The organism is Aquabacter sp. L1I39, assembly GCF_017742835.1.
Taxonomy (GTDB): Bacteria; Pseudomonadota; Alphaproteobacteria; order Rhizobiales; family Xanthobacteraceae; genus L1I39.
The window spans coordinates 491,887-507,740 of the sequence record NZ_CP072392.1 but is presented as its reverse complement, the minus strand read 5'-3'; the positions used below and the strand labels follow the sequence as shown (position 1 = coordinate 507,740).

Here is a 15,854-nt window from a genome sequence, read left to right as displayed (position 1 = left end):
CGCGTCAGTGCAGCTTCCGACGGGCGCCGCCGGTGGCGCGCACCGGAGTGGGGCCGTTCTCCGAGAATAGCTCCGCCAGCTTCTCGGTCATGACGCCGCCCAACTCCTCTGCGTCCACGATGGTCACGGCGCGGCGATAATAGCGCGTCACGTCGTGGCCGATGCCGATGGCGATGAGTTCCACCGGCGAGCGGTTCTCGATCTCGGCAATGACGTGGCGCAGGTGCCGCTCCAGGTAGTTGCCGGGGTTCACGGAGAGGGTGGAATCATCCACCGGCGCGCCGTCGGATATCATCATGAGGATCTTGCGGGCCTCGGGACGGCCGAGCAGGCGCTCATGGGCCCAGGCGAGCGCCTCGCCGTCGATATTCTCCTTCAGGAGACCCTCGCGCATCATCAGGCCGAGATTGCGCCGGGCCCGCCGCCAGGGGGCATCCGCAGCCTTGTAGATGATGTGCCTGAGGTCATTCAGCCGCCCCGGATTGGCCGGCTTGCCGGCGGCAAGCCACGCCTCGCGGGACTGCCCGCCCTTCCAGGCGCGCGTCGTGAAGCCCAGCACTTCCACCTTCACGCCGCAGCGCTCCAGCGTGCGGGCGAGAATGTCGGCGCAGGTGGCGGCAACTGTGATGGGCCGCCCGCGCATGGAGCCGGAATTGTCGATCACCAGGGTGACCACCGTATCCCGGAACTGGGTGTCCTTCTCCCGCTTGAAGGAGAGGGCGGCGGTGGGGTCGGTCACCACGCGGGAGAGGCGGGCCGGATCAAGGACGCCTTCCTCGAGATCGAACTCCCAGGCGCGGTTCTGCTGCGCCAGGAGCCGCCGCTGGAGGCGGTTGGCAAGCCGCGAGACCACGCCCTGGAGGTTGGACAATTGCTTGTCCAGATAGGAGCGCAAGCGCGTCAGTTCTTCCGCGTCGCACAGGTCCTCCGCATGGACCTCCTCGTCGAACTTGACCGTGTAGGCGCGATAGTCCGGCCCCTTGGCGTCGGCATTCTGGGGTTGGCGGGGCTGCCAGGGCTCGGCCGCCTCGTCCGCATCGCCCATGTCGCTTTCGTCGGGCATTTCGGCCGGCGGGCCGGCCTCGCTCTCCATGGCGCTTTCGGGCAGCTCGTCCTCGGAGAGCTCGGCCTCCACCTCGGTGGCGCCTTCCTGGCTCTCATCCTCGGACTGCTCGCCTTCCTCGCCCGCCTTGTCGTCGCGGCCGCTGGATTCGTCCTCGCTCTCCTGGTCCTCGTCGCTCTCCAGGCTGCTTTCCTCGCCCATTTCCAGGGAGGACAACAGGTCGCGGGTGATGCGGCCGAAGGCCTTCTGGTCTTCCAGGCTGCCGGCGAGGCGGGAGAGGTCACCCTCGGCGCGGCTCTCAATATAGTCGCGCCATAGCTCCACGATCTTGCGGGCGGCAGGGGGCGGGGCCTGCCCGGTCAGGCGCTCGCGCACGAGGAGTGCCACCGCATCCTCGATGGGCGCGTCGGCGCGGTCGGTGATATCCGCGAAAGGACCGCGATGATAGCGGTCGGAGAGCATGGCCGTCAGGTTGCGCTGGACGCCCAGCATGCGGTTGGAGCCCACCGCCTCCACCCGCGCCTGCTCCACCGCGTCGAACACCGCGCGGGCGACATCGCCGGTGGGCACCATGCGGCGGTGCACGCCAGGGTCATGGCAAGCGAGGCGCAGGGCGAGCGAATCCGCATGTCCGCGCAGGATGGCCGCATCCTGCTGGCTCAGGCGACGCGGCGGCTCGGGCAGGCGCACCTTGTCGGGGCCGAGCGAGGGACGCTCGGAGGCGAAGGAGACATCGAACTCGGAGACGCCGGCAATGGCCTTGAAGCAGCCCGCCACCGCCCGCTTGAAGGGCTCGACGGGCGCCTCCTTGGGCGCGGACTTGGCGGTCTTGTTGGACGGGGCCATCGCGAACAACCTTTGAACGGAGTGGGCCGCGCCCGCTTCAGCAGACGCGGCCGGTCCGGCGGACGGATCAGGAGAGGGCGACGTTCACCGCGCTCTCGGGCAGCTCCTGGCCGAAGCAGCGCTGGTAGAACTCGGCCACGATGGACCGCTCCAGCTCGTCGCACTTGTTCAGGAACGTGACCCGCAGCGCGAAGCCGATATCCTTGAAGATATTAGCATTTTCGGACCAGGTGATGACCGTGCGCGGGCTCATCACCGTCGACAGGTCGCCATTGATGAAGGCCTGCCGGGTGAGGTCTGCCAGGCGCACCATGCGGTTGACAATGTCGCGGCCCTCGGGGTTGCGATAGTGCTTGGCCTTGGCCAGCACGATCTCCACTTCCTTGTCGTGGGGCAGGTAATTGAGGGTGGTGACGATGGACCAGCGGTCCATCTGGCCCTGATTGATCTGCTGGGTGCCGTGATAGAGGCCCGACGTATCGCCGAGACCCACAGTGTTGGCGGTGGCGAACAGGCGGAACGAGGGGTGGGGGCGGATGACCCGGTTCTGGTCGAGCAGGGTCAGGCGGCCGGAGACTTCCAGCACGCGCTGGATCACGAACATGACGTCCGGGCGGCCGGCGTCATATTCGTCGAACACCAGGGCGATATTGTTCTGGAGCGCCCAGGGCAGGATGCCGTCACGGAATTCCGTGACCTGCATGCCGTCCTTCACCACGATGGCGTCCTTGCCGATCAGGTCGATGCGGCTGATATGGCTGTCGAGGTTGATGCGGACGCACGGCCAGTTCAGGCGGGCGGCGATCTGCTCCACATGGGTGGACTTGCCGGTGCCGTGATAGCCGGTGACCATGACGCGGCGGTTGTAGGCGAAGCCCGCGAGGACCGCCAAGGTGGTCTGCCGGTCGAACAGATAATCGGGGTCGAGATCAGGCACGTGGGGGTCGGCCTCGGAGAAGGCCGGGACTTCCATGTCGATGTCGATGCCGAACACCTGGCGCACCGACACCTTCATGTCAGGGGTCGGTGCAATGGTCTCGGTGCCGCTCATAACGCCTCCGTCTGCGCAACGCTCCCGCGTGCGTTCCTTGTTGTCGGTCGGTGCGGAACCTTAAAGGTTTTCCGCTGGTGCAAAAACCATTCGCGCCGCACCCGATGTCGCGGGGGGCGGCGTCCGTCAGCAGAAGCCCGCCTGACGCAGAGTGTTATAGGCCTGGATGACGTTGCGTAGCCGGTCCTCGGTGGAACGATCGCCGCCATTGGCATCGGGATGGTGCTTCTTCACTAGATCCTTGAAACGGGTCTTGATCTCTTCGGCCGTGGCGGAGAGTTCCAGCCCCAGCTGCTCCAGCGCCCGCCGCTCGGCTGTGCGGATGGCCCGGCTCTCGGTCACCGGCTGCTCGAATCGCTCGAAACCGCCCATTTCGCCCGCAAAGCCGAAGGGGTCGCGATAGCCCTCGGTCTTTTCCTCGGGCCCGCGCGTGCCCATCTTCCAGGTGGGACGATGCCCGGTCAGCGCGTCCTTCTGGTAGGCGTAGACCGCCGCGTCGCTCATGCCCGCGAAATAGTTGTAGGACTGGTTGTATTCCTTCACGTGGTCGAGGCAGTAGTGAAAATACTCCCCTTCCGCGTGGCGGCCCTTTGGGGCGCGGTGCGTGCCCTCGCGGTCGCAGCCCGGCCATTGGCACGTGGGCAGGAGCCGGCGGCGCTGCCGGTCCACTTCGGGCTTGACCCGAATGCGATCAAAGAGGGGCGAGTGAATTTTCATGGCGAAGAGTATGGCCGCCGCATTGCATTGCGGCAAGAAATCGCGAGTGAATTTGAAGCTTGGCTGACACCCGTCTTGGCGCCTGAGGCGCCGCTGGCCGGGCTGGCCGCAGCAGGACGCGGCAGGGAAGATGCCGCCGCTCTCATATAAGGTCACTCGCGGCTTTGCGCCATGCCTTCGTGCGGAGCCGAGCAGCGGCGTCCGGCATGCTTTGCCCTGCTCGCCATTGACGCTCGGCTCGGTCGGGCGCTACCCATATGTCATGTCCAAGTCCAACCTCGACGTCATTCGCCGCCTCCTCGCCGAGGGCCTGTCGCCCCTCGCCCTCGAGATCGAGGATGAGAGCGCCCTCCATGCGGGCCATGCGGGCGCGGCCGCCCGGTGGGATGGCGGCGTGACGCACCTGAAGGTGCGCGTGGTTTCAGCCGCCTTCGCCGGCAAGAGCCGGGTGGACCGTCATCGCCTGGTGAATGCGCTTCTGACCTCGGAAATGGCCAAGGGCCTCCATGCTCTTGCCATTGAGGCCAAGGCGCCGGGCGAGTGATGGACCCCAGCGCGCCTTTCCGCGCTGACGAGGGAGCGCTTGTTCTGTTTTCCGGTGGCCAGGATTCCACCACCACCTTGGCCTGGGCGCTGGAGCGTTTCGGCAGAGTGGAGACGGTGGGCTTCGATTATGGCCAACGCCATCGCATCGAGCTGGACTGCCGGTCCTCCATCCGCGCGGCCCTGGCCGGGCTGAAGCCCGAATGGGCGGAGCGGCTGGGTGAAGATCATGTGCTGGGCCTGGAAGCGCTGGGCCTCGTCTCCGAGACGGCCCTGACCCGCCAGAGCGCCATCGAGATGGAGTCCGGCGGGCTGCCCAACACCTTCGTGCCGGGCCGCAACATCATCTTCCTGACCTTCGCCGCCGCGCTCGCCTATCGCCGAGGGCTGCGCCACATCGTGGGCGGCATGTGCGAGACCGATTTTTCCGGTTATCCCGACTGCCGCGACGACACCATCAAGGCGCTCCAGGTGGCGCTGAACCTTGGCATGGACAAGAGGTTCGTGCTCCACACGCCCCTGATGTGGATCGACAAGGCCGAAACCTGGCGGCTCGCGGAGGAACTGGGCGGCGCGGGGCTGGTGGAGGCCATCGTCGAGAAGACGCACACCTGCTATCTGGGCGAGCGGGGGGCACGGCACGCCTGGGGGTTTGGCTGCGGCACCTGCCCGGCCTGCGCCCTGCGGGCCCAGGGCTATGCCCGCTACCGGGCCGAGACGGTGGAGGCCTGATGCCTCGTCCGCTTCTGGCCCTCCCTCTGCTGGCCGTCATCTTCACATGTGCGGGCCTGCCTGCCGTTCAGGCTGCCAGCTTCGATTGCGCGCGGGCGCAGGCGGCCGACGAGAAGGCGGTGTGTGCCAGCATGGCCTTGTCCGACCTTGATGTGCGCATGGCCACCCTCTTCGAGGTGGCGAGCCATCTGGCGGCCATGGGCCAGCGCGGCCTCCTTCAGGACGACCAGCGCGCCTTCCTGAAGGAGCGGGCCTCCTGCGGCGCCGACGCCGCCTGCCTTGCCGGGGCCTATGACGCCCGAATCAGAGCCATCAACCGGGTGCTTCAGTCCATCTATTCCCGCGGGCCGTTCTGAACGAACGGATGGCTTAGGGCGTGGCGTGCGGAGTGTCTTTGGGAGCGTCTTGCGGGCATTCCGCGTCGATGGAAATCACCTGGTTGCGGCCATTGGCCTTGGCCGCATAGACGGCTTGGTCGGCGCGCGCGATGGCAAGGCCGATCACGGGATCACTCTCGCGCACCTGCGCCAACCCCACGGAAATGGTGACCGGCACCGCCGCGCCGGCCAAGGCCACCGAATGGTGCGCCACCGCGCACCGCATGGCCTCGGCCCGGGCCATGGCATCGGCGGCCGATGTGCGGGGCAGCAGGGCGACGAACTCCTCGCCTCCATAGCGCGAGAGCAATTCCCCCGGCCTCAGCACCGATTGCATGGCGGCGCTGGCGGCGGACAGGACGATGTCCCCTTGCGAATGGCCGTAGCGATCATTGATGGCCTTGAAGTGGTCGAGGTCGATCATCAGCACGTGGAGGGAGGTGTTCAGCGCCACCATCTGGCGCCGCGCCTCTTCCGCGACCTGAAGGAAGGTCCGCCGGTTGACGATGCCGAGCAGCGGATCGAGGCTGGCGAGGCGCATCAGTTCCTCATTGGCCGCCCGCAATTCCTGGGTGCGCTCCTCCACCCGGCTTTCCATCTCCAGCAGCAACCGCTTCTGTTCGGACACGTCGGTGAAGGTGAACACGTAGCCGCCTTCGCCAACGGGATTGCCGCTGACCGAGATATACATGCCATTGGGGCGCCGGCGATCGATGCGGTACCGTTCGCGCTGGCGGATGGCCCTTTCCCGCAAGAAGATCATTTCCTCCGGATCGCCGGGGCCGTACTCGCCGCGATAGGCCAGGTATTGGTGAAAATGCAGGGTCTGGCAGCCCGGCCGGACCAGATCCTCCGGCAGGCTGAACATCCGGGAAAATTGCGGGTTGGCGAAAACGATCCGCCGGTCGTCTCCAAGGATCAGAACGCCCTGGTCGATCTTGGCGAGGGCACCAAGGACGAGGTCCAGGCTGAGGCTTCGGTTCTGCAACGCGAAGTCGAGCAAAGGCGTCCCTCCCCCTTGGATTGCCGTGGCCCGGCAGGCAGCAACGCCCTGTTACGATGGCATTTTTTCCGCACCTGTCCAGAGGCCTGCGCGTCAGGCGTCAGGCACCGTGGCGTCTCCGGCACCCAGTTCGCGCTGCATCAGGACGGTGTCGATCCAGCGGCCGAACTTGAGGCCGGTGGAGGGCAGAATGCCGATGGGGCGGAAGCCGCAGGCCCTGTGGAGCGCGATGGAGCCGGCATTGGCGCTGTCCCCGATCACCGCCACCATCTGGCGAAAGCCCCGCACTTCGCATTCGGCCAGCAACGCCTCCATCAGCGCCCGCCCGACGCCACGCTTGTGGGCGGTGGGAGCGACATAGACGGAATTTTCCACCGTCCAGCGATAGGCGATGCGGGGTCGGAATGCGCCCGCATAGGCATAGCCGAGCACCTCGCCCCTTTCCTCTTCCGCCACAAAATAGGGGTAGCCACCCTCCACCAAGGCCTGGTAGCGGCGGGTCATTTCCGCAACGTTAGGTGGCTCCAGCTCGAAGGAGGCCGTGCCGTGGCGGACCGCATCGGCATAGATGGCGTGGATGCCGTCAATGTGGTGGGGGAGGGCGGGGCGGATCTTCATCGGCAGGTCTTTGGCTGAGCGAGCAAGTCCCGCCCTTTTAGGACGAGGCCCCGCCGGGAGGAAAGGGCGCGGCCCCCTCTGCCCCCGCAACGCACCTCTCCCCGAAATGAAAAGGGCCCCGGCATGTGCCGGGGCCCCGATCGTTCAGGCCTGCGGAACCGGTCAGTTGTTGTTCCGGTTGCCGAACAGCTGGAGCAGCATCATGAACAGGTTGATGAAGTCCAGGTAGAGCGTCAGCGCGCCCATGATGGCCTTCTTGCCCGCGATCACGCTGTCGTCGCCCTCGAAATACATCTCCTTGATGCGCTGGGTGTCGTAGGCGGTGAGGCCCGCGAACACCAGCACGCCCACCACGGACACGATGAACTGAAGCATCGAGGAGCCGAGGAAGATGTTCACCAGCGAGGCGATGATGATGCCGAACAGGCCCATCATCAGGAACGAGCCCATGCCGGACAGGTCCCGCTGCGTCGTGTAGCCCCACAGGCTCAGCGCGCCGAACGAGGCGGCCGTGATGAAGAACACCCGGACGATGCTCTCATGGGTGTAGACCAGAAAGATGGTCGCCAGCGACACGCCGACGAGGCCCGCATAGACCCAGAAGGTCGCCTGCGCGGCGCCCACGCTCATGCTCTGGATGCGGAAGCTCAGGAAGAACACCGCGGCCAAAGGCGCGAGCATGACCACCCACTTGAGCGGGCTCACGAACAGAGCGTAGCCGAACTGGGTCAGGTACTGCCCGCCGATCATCAGGGCCTTGCCCTCGGCGACCGGCACCGGAGTGGCGCTGACCGACAGCATGAAGACGCCCAAAGCAGCAAGGCCCGTGATGGCAAGGCCCAGCGTCATGTAGTTGTAGACACTGAGCATATAAGACCGCAGGCCCTGGTCGATCGCGGCCTGCGAGCGTGTCGCCGTCGCGCCGAACCGCCCGGCGACGTTGCGATCATAATCGGACATCGTCTCTCTCCATTGGACCGAGGGGACGCAGCGATACCGCGCCCAGCCTCGGCTCGTGCCAAATATGGTGAGTTCCCAAATCCGGGGCAAGTGTGCCCGTGATGAAATTTCCGCAACGTAACGCAGGGACAGCCAGGCTTCCCTTATGGCATGATGTGGAGGTGGGGATTGCCCTCTCTGGTGGAAAGGCATGCGGCGCAGTCAGGGGCGTCGTCTTCTGGCCTCAGCCTGCGCGGCGCTGTGCGCGGCGGCGGGATGGCTTTTTGCGTCCCTCGCGCCGGCCTTCGGTGGCGCCTGGACCTTGCGGGAATCGGAGGGGACCGCTTTCCTCCAGACCACCGCCACCTGGTCCGATCATGCCTTCGACGGCGCCTCCAGCCTGTTCGCCGCCCAGACCTATGACAAGGTCACGACTCAACTCTTCCTCGAATATGGGGTCGCCGACTGGCTTACCTTGATGGTTGCGCCGGAGGTTGTCCGCATCTCCGTGGGGGCGCCAACGGACCAGTCCTATTTCGGGCCCGGCTATACCGATGTGGGCCTCAGGGTGCGGCTCGGGGAGGGGCGCGTCAGCGGGCAGGATTTGGTCGTCTCGGCCCAGGTGGTGGCGCGCATTCCCGGCGCCAAGCCCTCCGAAGGCGAGGCCGTGATCGGCTATGTGAACGGGGAGCTGGACCTGCGCCTCCTGGCGGGGCTGTCGTTTCAGCTGTGGGGCTACGAGAGCTTCCTCGACCTGGAGGTGGCCCAGCGCCAGCGCTACGGTGACCCGCCGAACGAGTTCCGCTGCGACGCCACCCTGGGCGTCCGGGTGGCGCCGCGATGGCTCGCCCTGGTTCAATCCTTCAACGTGATCTCGGAAGGGGCCGGAGACGGGCCGGTGTTCGGTGTCTCCTATGCGTATTACAAGCTCCAGCTCGGCGGCATGTATGAGTTCAGCGCGAACGTCTCGCTCATGGCTGCCCTCGTCTCCACCTATTATGCCCGCAACGCCCCCCAGGAGAATGGCATCGTCCTGGGGGCGCTGGTGCGCTATTGAGCGGCCGACTTTTCCTTGGCCCGGGCAAGCAGCCTTTCTACGTCGGGCAGGATGGCTGCGACGATCCGGTCGACGCCCGCCGCCGTGGGGTGGAGCCCGTCCGGCTGGTTCAGGCTGCGGTCGCCGGCCACGCCGTCCAGGAAGAAGGGGTAGTAGATGACGGGAAAGGTGCGGGCGAGGTCGGGGAAGACGCGGTCGAACCGTGCCTGATAGTCTGCTCCCAGGTTGGGCGCCGCCCGCATGCCGGCGAGCAGGACCGGCAGGCCGCGCTTCTGGAGGCGGGAGAGGATCTCGGAGAGCGCCTTGCGGGTCACCTCCGGGTCCGTGCCCCGGAGCATGTCATTGGCACCCAGCTCCAAGATCACCGCGTCGGCGTCCTTGGGCACACTCCAGTCGAGCCGCGCCAGCCCGCCCGAGGTGGTGTCTCCTGAGACGCCCGCATTGATGATGGCCACGTCATAACCCTTGGCTTTCAGGGCCACTTCCAGCTTGGAGGCGAAGCTGTCGGATTTGGGCAGGCCGAAGCCGGCCGTGAGGCTGTCGCCGAGGGCGACCACCCGCAGGGTTCGGGCTTCGGCGGTGGCAATTGACGCGAACGTGAACGCAGCCATGGCCAGGATCAACCCTTTCCGTGACGAAATGGACGGGCCATATGCCCGAATGTGCGCGGCGCACCGGTGAAGCGCGCGGTGCATCCAGTTGACGCGCCCGGTCGTCTGCGACGATCCGGGCAGCACCGCAAAGCGTAAGGACCTCATGGATAGCCTTTCTTCTCCGCCCGCCATCGCCTTGCGCAACGTCGATCTGTCGCTGGGGGAGGGGGCCGCGCGGGTTCATGTTCTCAAGGATCTATCACTGACCATAGAAGCCGGCGAAACCGTGGGTCTGGTGGGGCCGTCCGGCTCCGGCAAGTCGACGCTCCTCATGGTGATGGCCGGGCTTGAGCGGGCCGACCGGGGGTCCGTCCGCGTGGCGGGAACCGAACTGGTGGGCCTCAACGAGGATCGCCTGGCGAGGTTCCGTGGCGGGCATGTGGGGATCGTGTTCCAGTCCTTCCATCTCATCCCCACCATGACCGCCATCGAGAATGTGGCGGTGCCGCTGGAACTGGCTGGCCGGCCGGACGCCTTTGCACGGGCCGCCACGGAGTTGGAGGCGGTGGGCCTCGGAGGCCGTCTGGCCCATTACCCCTCTCAGTTGTCCGGCGGCGAACAGCAGCGCGTGGCGGTCGCCCGGGCGCTGGCGCCCCAGCCCGCCTTGCTGGTGGCGGACGAGCCGACGGGCAATCTCGATGAGGCCACCGGCCGGCAGATCATGGATCTCCTCTTCGCGGCCCACCGGGTACGCGGCACCACCTTGGTGCTCGTGACCCATGATCCTGCCCTCGCCACCCGCTGCAGCCGGGTGGTGCGGCTGCGGTCGGGCCATATCGAGGCGGATCAGGCGCGCGTGCCCGCATGAACGCGCCCGCACCCCGTCCTCCCATATCGCAGCCTGTAGGCCCTGCGCGCCGCGCCGCCCTTCCCGTGCCGCTGCGCCTTGCCGCGCGCGAATTGCGCGGTGCCCGTCGGGGATTTGGCGTCTTCCTCGCCTGTCTGGTGCTGGGCGTCATGGCCATTGCCGGCATCGGCTCCTTCGCCCGCGCCCTCACCGAGGGGCTGGCGGGGCAGGGCCAGGCCATCCTGGGCGGCGATGCCTCCTTCGCCCTGGTGCAACGGGAAGCCTCGCCGCAAGAGCTGGCCGTCCTGGGCTCCGCCGGAGAGGTGGCGCGCATCGCCTCGCTCCGCGCCATGGCGCGTGCGCCTTCGGGTGAAGCGACGCTGGTGGAACTGAAGGCCGTGGACGCCGCCTATCCGCTCTTCGGCATCCTTGAGACGGTGCCCGCCGCCTCTCTTTCGGATCTGCTGGCGGTGCGAAACGGAATTGCTGGCGCTCTCGCGGACGAGACCCTCATGGCCCGACTCGACCTGAAGCCCGGCGACCGGCTGAAGGTGGGCGAGGCGGAGGTGGAGATCCGCGGCGTCATCGCCGACGAGCCTGACCGGCTTTCGTCAGGCGTGGGGTTCGGCCCCCGCCTCATGACTTCCCTGGCAGGCCTTGAGGCCAGCCATCTCATACAGCCCGGCAGCCTGGTGCGCTGGACCTATCGGGTGAAGCTGGATGATGCGGCTCCGTCCGCCCTTGCGGCTTTCGTCGACCTTGTGAAAAAGGAGGTGCCCGAAGCCGGGTTCGAGGTGCGCACGCGCGATGCGGCGTCCCCCCAGCTTGAACGCAATGTGCGGCGCATCGCCCAGTATCTCACCCTGGTGGGCCTCACCGCCTTGCTGGTGGGGGGCGTGGGCGTGGCTAATGCGGTGTCCAGCCATCTGGCCACAAAGCGGGCCTCCATTGCCACACTCAAGGCCATGGGGGCCAGCCGAGGCGTCATCTTCGCCACCTATTTCGCGCAGGTGTCGGCGCTTGCGGCCATTGGCATTGGCGGCGGGCTGATTCTCGGCGCCGCCTTGCCCTTCGCGGCCAGCGCCGCCATTTCCGGCTTCATTCCCTTTCCCCTCGCCCCCAAGCTCGACCCGCTGGCGCTGCTGCTTGCGGCGCTCTATGGCGCTCTCGTCACGCTCGCCTTCACGCTCTGGCCCCTGGCGCGGGCGCAGGAAGCGCCGGTCTCGGTGCTCTTCCGCGATGTGCTGGGCGCCGGCCGGCGCCGGCCGCCGCGCCTCTACATGCTGGCGTGCGCGGCGACCATCCTCGCCCTCGCCGCGCTGGCGGTGGTGAGCGCCGAGGACAAGCGGGCGGCGCTGATCTTCATCGGGGCCGCCGCCGGCGTCTTCGCGCTGCTGCGGCTGGTGGCCTTGGCCATCATGGCGGTCGCAAGCCGCCTGCCGCGCCCGCGCAGCACCATGGCGCGGCTCGCTTTGGCCAATATCCACCGTCCGGGCGCCCTCACTCCCACCGTGGTGCTGTCGCTGGGACTTGGCTTGTCGCTGCTGACCACCATCGCCCTCATCGACCGCAGCCTCACCTCGGAAATCACGGGCACACTTGCGGAAAAGGCGCCCAGCTTCTTCTTCGTGGACGTGCCCAACACCGAGGAAGAGGCGGTGAAGGCCTTCCTTGCGGCGCAGGCTCCCGGTTCAAACTATCGCTCCGTCCCCATGTTGCGGGGGCGGATCACCGCCCTCAAGGATGTGCCGGTAGAACAGGTCAAGCCCTCCGCAGATGCGGCCTGGGTGCTGCAGAGCGATCGCGGCATCTCCTTCTCCAACGAGGTGCCGGAGGGGTCCAAGCTGGTGGAGGGCGGCTGGTGGCCGGAGAGCGAGACGGAGCCTCTCGTTTCGTTCGAGCGCAAGCTGGCCAACGGCCTCGGTCTCGGCATCGGGGACACGGTCACCGTCAATGTGCTGGGCCGAGACATCACCGCCCGCATCGCCAACTTGCGGGACGTGAACTGGCAGCGGCTCGGCATCAATTTCGTCATGGTCTTCTCGCCGGCCACTTTCGCCGGCGCGCCCTATACGGTGCTTGCGACCCTCACCTATCCCGACGGGTCGAGCACGGCACAGGAAACGGCGCTGCTCAAGGCCATGGCGGCGCAGTTTCCGGGCGTCACCACGATCCGGGTGAAGGAAGCGCTCGACGAAGCCAATAAGATGGTGGGCGACATTGCCTTCGGGATCCGAATCGCCAGCCTCGTGACGTTGCTCACTTCCGTCCTTGTGCTCGCGGGGGCGCTCGCGGCGGGGCACCAGCATCGGGTCTATGACGCCGTCATTCTGAAGACCCTGGGCGCCACCCGCGCCCGTCTCATGTGCGCCTACGCCTTGGAATATGCGGCGCTCGGTCTGGTCACGGCCGTGTTTTCCATCGGCGCGGGCAGCGCCGCAGCCTATGGTGTGGCGACGCAGGTGATGAATATCGGCTTCACCTTCTCGCCTGTGGCGGCAGGCGTGGTGATCGCCGTGGCCCTTGGCTTCACCTTGGGCTTCGGCTTGATCGGGACCTGGCGTGCCCTCAGCGAACCGCCGGTGCGGGTGCTGCGGCATCTGTAAGGCGCATCCGGCCGGCGGAAACCGCGAAGGCGGTCCCGCTTTCCAAGGAATCACGGGCGAGGGTCGCGCGTGACCTTCGCCTGGCAACCGTCGGCCTAGCGGTAGCGCGTCTTCTCCTTGTCTGCGATGGTGCCGATCACCAGTTCGTCCACCTCCAGACGTCGCACGCGCGCTCGGCCGACGGCGAGGCGCCCGATGGCCAGGGCACCGATGGCCAGGGCGCCAATGGCTAGCGCGCCGAGCGCCAGTGCGCCGGCTTGACCGGCGCCGATGGCGACACCGCCCACCCGCACGCCCTTGCGGGGACGCTGGACGGGTTTCTGCGCGGGAGCCGATGAAGGTTGGCGTGCAGGGACGAGGGCAGACGCGGTGCGCGATTGAATTGACTCAGTCTCCTGCGCGGCATCCGTTGATCTTGCCGTCACCAGGGGCGGCAACGCTTCTGCGGTCGGGCTGTCGGGTGCGGAAGGGGCGGCAGGAGGCGGATCCCCCTTTTGCCCCTCGGCTGGCCCGCCGCTGCCTTCGGGGTGGCCGGCATTGGACAGCTCTGGCGGGACCGGTGACACCGGCAGGAAATCGGGTCCTGGAGGGGGGGCCTGAACCGCAGTCGCGAAGCCATCGCCTTCCTCCGGCTCCACCTCCGGGCGCGCGACCACGGCGATGGCCTCGTCTGGAGCCCGTGCCACGGGATCAGCCGCAGGCCGTTCCGTTCCGTCGGTCTCGCGCCCATCGGCCGCGTCGGTTACGGGCGTTGCGGCGGCACCGTCAGTGAGCCATGTCGCTCCCGTAGCGGACGCGTGGTCCTGCTCGACATCAGCGATGGTCTCGATCGGAACGTGGCTCACATGGGCCGCCGCCGCCCGCACGGCAGCCGGCAACTCGGCAGGAGGCGACTCGGAAGGAGGCGAATCGGAAGGGGGCGAGGCAGAAGGAGGCGTGTCGAGATCATCAGGCGTCTCAGGCATTGCCGGTTCGGCCGATCCATGTGCCGCAACGGTCGCCTCGGCTTTCTCCAGCCCCTCGGTGCCTTCGGCCATTGCCGGCTCGGCTGGCTGCGGCGGGACCGCTGCCGGAGCAGCCCGCTTGCGCCGTCGGCTCGCAGCGGGGCGCGCGGGCATCGCTTCCTGTGTGTCATCGGCCAGGGAAGCCGGCGCGCCGCCATTCTCGGATACCGGCGGCACAAGGGCCGTTGCCGGCGGGCCGGGGATGTCCGTCTCGCGCTCGGCCGCAGGCGCATGTGCCGCGCTCACCATGCCCGATTCCTCGCCCGGCAAGGTGTCGTCGAACGGCAACAGAAGGGGGGCGGCCTTACGGCGACGGCGCTTCGGCGGCGGAGTGGTGGTGTCATCGGCCATGCGAGTCCGCCTTTCCCTGACGCCGTACCAGCGCAAGATGGAGGAGATGAGCGCCCAGGAACGTGGCGGCCATCACCGGGAGGATCCCTGTCCCCTCTGTGCGGTGCAGGCCTGCCGTTACGGCGCCCCCAATGACAAAGGCCGCAAGAACGGCTGTCGCGCTCACGGCCAACGGCCTGATCGCTGACCACGTCACGCCGGCTCGCAAAGACCACTGCATGGGCAGGCGGGTGCGATCGTCCGGCAGGCGGTTTGCGACCAGCGACATGAGGGCCAGGAGGCCGAGAGTGAGGCAGGCAATGATCAAGGGCGGCATGAGGGAATCCCGTTGACGCCAATGTGAGCGAGCGCATCGCGGGGGGCAAGGCTGCACGCCGTGTCCTGTGGGAACTTCGAGGTGCGTAGTCCCGTTCTGGTGCCAGAAAGGGAGATTTGTCATGAAGACACACATGATTTTCGCCGCTCTTGGCATCGCTGCTCTCACGGCTTCTCCGGTGGCGGCTCAGGGTGTGGTCCGTGGCGCCCAGCAGGGGGCCGCCACGGGCCAGGATGTGGCCGGCCCCGTTGGCGGCGCGGTGGGTGGCGTCGTGGGCGGGGTGGCCGGCGGCGTTACCGGTGGCGTGAAGGGCGTGCTGGGAATCCCCCAGAACACGTCTTATTCCTCCGGAAAGGCCAAGCCCAAGACCCTTCCCTCGACCGACCCCCACGGCGGTTCGGCTCACGACCCCTCGCCCCGAACCCGCTGATCCCCCGCCCGGTGACCCGGCGCTCCGCCGGGTCACCGGGCACCGGGCACCGGGACAAATGTCACTCTCAAGGTCTAGGTTAAGCTCATCCTTTGTTCGGGAGGGCGCCTTGACCACCTTGATCCTTACTCGTCACGGGCTGGTGCCCGGCATTGTCCCCGAGCGGTTTCGCGGCCGCATGGACGTGGCCTTGTCCCCCGCCGGCGAGCGGCAGGCCGAGGCGGTCGCGTCGCGCATCGCCCATGCCTTCCGCCCGACGGCAGTCTATACGAGCACCCTTGGCCGCTGCATTGCGACCGGCGCTGCCATTGCCGCCCGATGCGGCGTGGAGGCCCATTCGCGGCCGGAACTCAGCGACATCGATTACGGCGCCTGGCAGTGGAAGACCCACGAGGACGCGCAGGCGGAAGATCCCGAGACCTATGCACTCTGGCGCACCGCACCCCATCTCGTCCGCTTTCCGGGCGGAGAGTCGCTCCAGGATCTGCTGGTCCGGGCGTCGGATCTGCTGCGTTTCGTTCTGGCCAGCCATGCCGGCGAGAGTGTCGTCCTGGTGGGCCATGACAGCGTCAACCGGGTGCTCCTGTGCCACCTGCTGGGGCTGCCGCTCAGTGCCTATTGGCGGTTCAAGCAGGATCCGTGCAACCTGAATGTCATCGAATGGACGGGTACGGACGCTTGTCTCTCCCGCTGCAACGATACGGCGCATCTTCAGCCGTCCTGACGGCCGCGACATCTTTTCCCCGCCCGATCCCCGCGCT

General features: G+C 67.3%; 16 protein-coding genes. 8 read left to right on the top strand and 8 right to left on the bottom strand.

Going from position 1 to position 15,854, the window contains the following annotated elements; all coding sequences use genetic code 11:
* Positions 1-4: 4 nt before the first annotated feature.
* The 3 genes from cobT to J5J86_RS02280 all read right to left on the bottom strand — a co-directional run bounded on the left by cobT (position 5) and on the right by J5J86_RS02280 (position 3,677).
* Entirely contained in the window at positions 5-1,909 is a 1,905-nt protein-coding gene (gene cobT, locus J5J86_RS02290; RefSeq protein ID WP_209103281.1) for a cobaltochelatase subunit CobT, read from the bottom strand.
* A gap of 67 nt (positions 1,910-1,976) precedes the next feature.
* A complete protein-coding gene (cobS, locus tag J5J86_RS02285) occupies positions 1,977-2,960 on the bottom strand; it encodes a cobaltochelatase subunit CobS (RefSeq protein ID WP_209103279.1) in 984 nt (327 codons plus the stop codon).
* A gap of 126 nt (positions 2,961-3,086) precedes the next feature.
* Positions 3,087-3,677, bottom strand: coding sequence for a J domain-containing protein (locus tag J5J86_RS02280; RefSeq protein ID WP_209103278.1), 591 nt, complete (start codon positions 3,675-3,677; stop codon positions 3,087-3,089).
* A 262-nt stretch (positions 3,678-3,939) separates the two neighbouring features.
* On the opposite strand from J5J86_RS02280, the gene J5J86_RS02275 reads away from it, so the two are divergent.
* Genes J5J86_RS02275 through J5J86_RS02265 form a run of 3 tightly spaced genes read left to right on the top strand, consistent with a single transcriptional unit; the run spans position 3,940 to position 5,308 of the window.
* A complete protein-coding gene (locus J5J86_RS02275) occupies positions 3,940-4,221 on the top strand; it encodes a BolA family protein (protein ID WP_209103277.1) in 282 nt (93 codons plus the stop codon).
* On the top strand, positions 4,221-4,952 hold the full coding sequence (queC, locus tag J5J86_RS02270; RefSeq protein ID WP_209105191.1) for a 7-cyano-7-deazaguanine synthase QueC: 732 nt from the start codon (positions 4,221-4,223) through the stop codon (positions 4,950-4,952). Before J5J86_RS02275 ends, queC begins: the two co-directional genes overlap by 1 nt.
* Positions 4,952-5,308: a lysozyme inhibitor LprI family protein gene (locus tag J5J86_RS02265; protein WP_247657918.1), complete on the top strand. Its 357-nt coding sequence runs from the start codon at positions 4,952-4,954 to the stop codon at positions 5,306-5,308. The genes queC and J5J86_RS02265 overlap by 1 nt, the downstream gene beginning before the upstream one ends.
* A 13-nt stretch (positions 5,309-5,321) precedes the next feature.
* Here J5J86_RS02265 and J5J86_RS02260 read toward each other — a convergent pair whose 3' ends face one another.
* The 3 genes from J5J86_RS02260 to J5J86_RS02250 all read right to left on the bottom strand — a co-directional run bounded on the left by J5J86_RS02260 (position 5,322) and on the right by J5J86_RS02250 (position 7,910).
* Positions 5,322-6,332, bottom strand: coding sequence for a sensor domain-containing diguanylate cyclase (locus J5J86_RS02260; RefSeq protein ID WP_209103276.1), 1,011 nt, complete (start codon positions 6,330-6,332; stop codon positions 5,322-5,324).
* Between the two features lie 93 nt (positions 6,333-6,425).
* Positions 6,426-6,950, bottom strand: coding sequence for a GNAT family N-acetyltransferase (locus tag J5J86_RS02255; RefSeq protein ID WP_209103275.1), 525 nt, complete (start codon positions 6,948-6,950; stop codon positions 6,426-6,428).
* A gap of 162 nt (positions 6,951-7,112) precedes the next feature.
* Positions 7,113-7,910 (bottom strand): Bax inhibitor-1/YccA family protein, encoded by a 798-nt coding sequence (locus tag J5J86_RS02250; protein WP_209103274.1) that lies wholly within the window; start codon positions 7,908-7,910, stop codon positions 7,113-7,115.
* Between the two features lie 190 nt (positions 7,911-8,100).
* On the opposite strand from J5J86_RS02250, the gene J5J86_RS02245 reads away from it, so the two are divergent.
* Positions 8,101-8,946 (top strand): hypothetical protein, encoded by an 846-nt coding sequence (locus J5J86_RS02245; protein WP_209103273.1) that lies wholly within the window; start codon positions 8,101-8,103, stop codon positions 8,944-8,946.
* Here J5J86_RS02245 and J5J86_RS02240 read toward each other — a convergent pair.
* A complete protein-coding gene (locus J5J86_RS02240) occupies positions 8,940-9,557 on the bottom strand; it encodes an arylesterase (protein ID WP_247657916.1) in 618 nt (205 codons plus the stop codon). The two genes, J5J86_RS02245 and J5J86_RS02240, sit on opposite strands and share 7 nt — an antisense overlap.
* Before the next feature lie 145 nt (positions 9,558-9,702).
* Here J5J86_RS02240 and J5J86_RS02235 point away from each other — a divergent pair, with 145 nt between their 5' ends.
* Positions 9,703-10,407 carry an ABC transporter ATP-binding protein gene (locus J5J86_RS02235; protein ID WP_209103272.1) on the top strand — a complete coding sequence of 235 codons (705 nt, stop codon included), beginning with the start codon at positions 9,703-9,705 and terminating at the stop codon, positions 10,405-10,407.
* Positions 10,404-12,992 carry an ABC transporter permease gene (locus J5J86_RS02230; protein WP_209103271.1) on the top strand — a complete coding sequence of 863 codons (2,589 nt, stop codon included), beginning with the start codon at positions 10,404-10,406 and terminating at the stop codon, positions 12,990-12,992. Before J5J86_RS02235 ends, J5J86_RS02230 begins: the two co-directional genes overlap by 4 nt.
* A gap of 95 nt (positions 12,993-13,087) precedes the next feature.
* On the opposite strand, the gene J5J86_RS02225 is transcribed toward J5J86_RS02230, so the two are convergent.
* Positions 13,088-14,347, bottom strand: a complete 1,260-nt coding sequence (locus tag J5J86_RS02225) for a hypothetical protein (protein WP_209103270.1) — start codon at positions 14,345-14,347, stop codon at positions 13,088-13,090.
* Positions 14,348-14,784: 437 nt separating this feature from the next.
* Between J5J86_RS02225 and J5J86_RS02220 the strand changes: the two genes are divergently transcribed.
* Together J5J86_RS02220 and J5J86_RS02215 are read left to right on the top strand one after the other, a co-directional pair.
* The gene (locus J5J86_RS02220; protein ID WP_209103269.1) at positions 14,785-15,093 is read left to right on the top strand and encodes a hypothetical protein; all 309 of its coding nucleotides are present in this window, start codon (positions 14,785-14,787) and stop codon (positions 15,091-15,093) included.
* Between the two features lie 109 nt (positions 15,094-15,202).
* On the top strand, positions 15,203-15,817 hold the full coding sequence (locus J5J86_RS02215) for a histidine phosphatase family protein (protein ID WP_209103268.1): 615 nt from the start codon (positions 15,203-15,205) through the stop codon (positions 15,815-15,817).
* Positions 15,818-15,854: the final 37 nt, after the last annotated feature.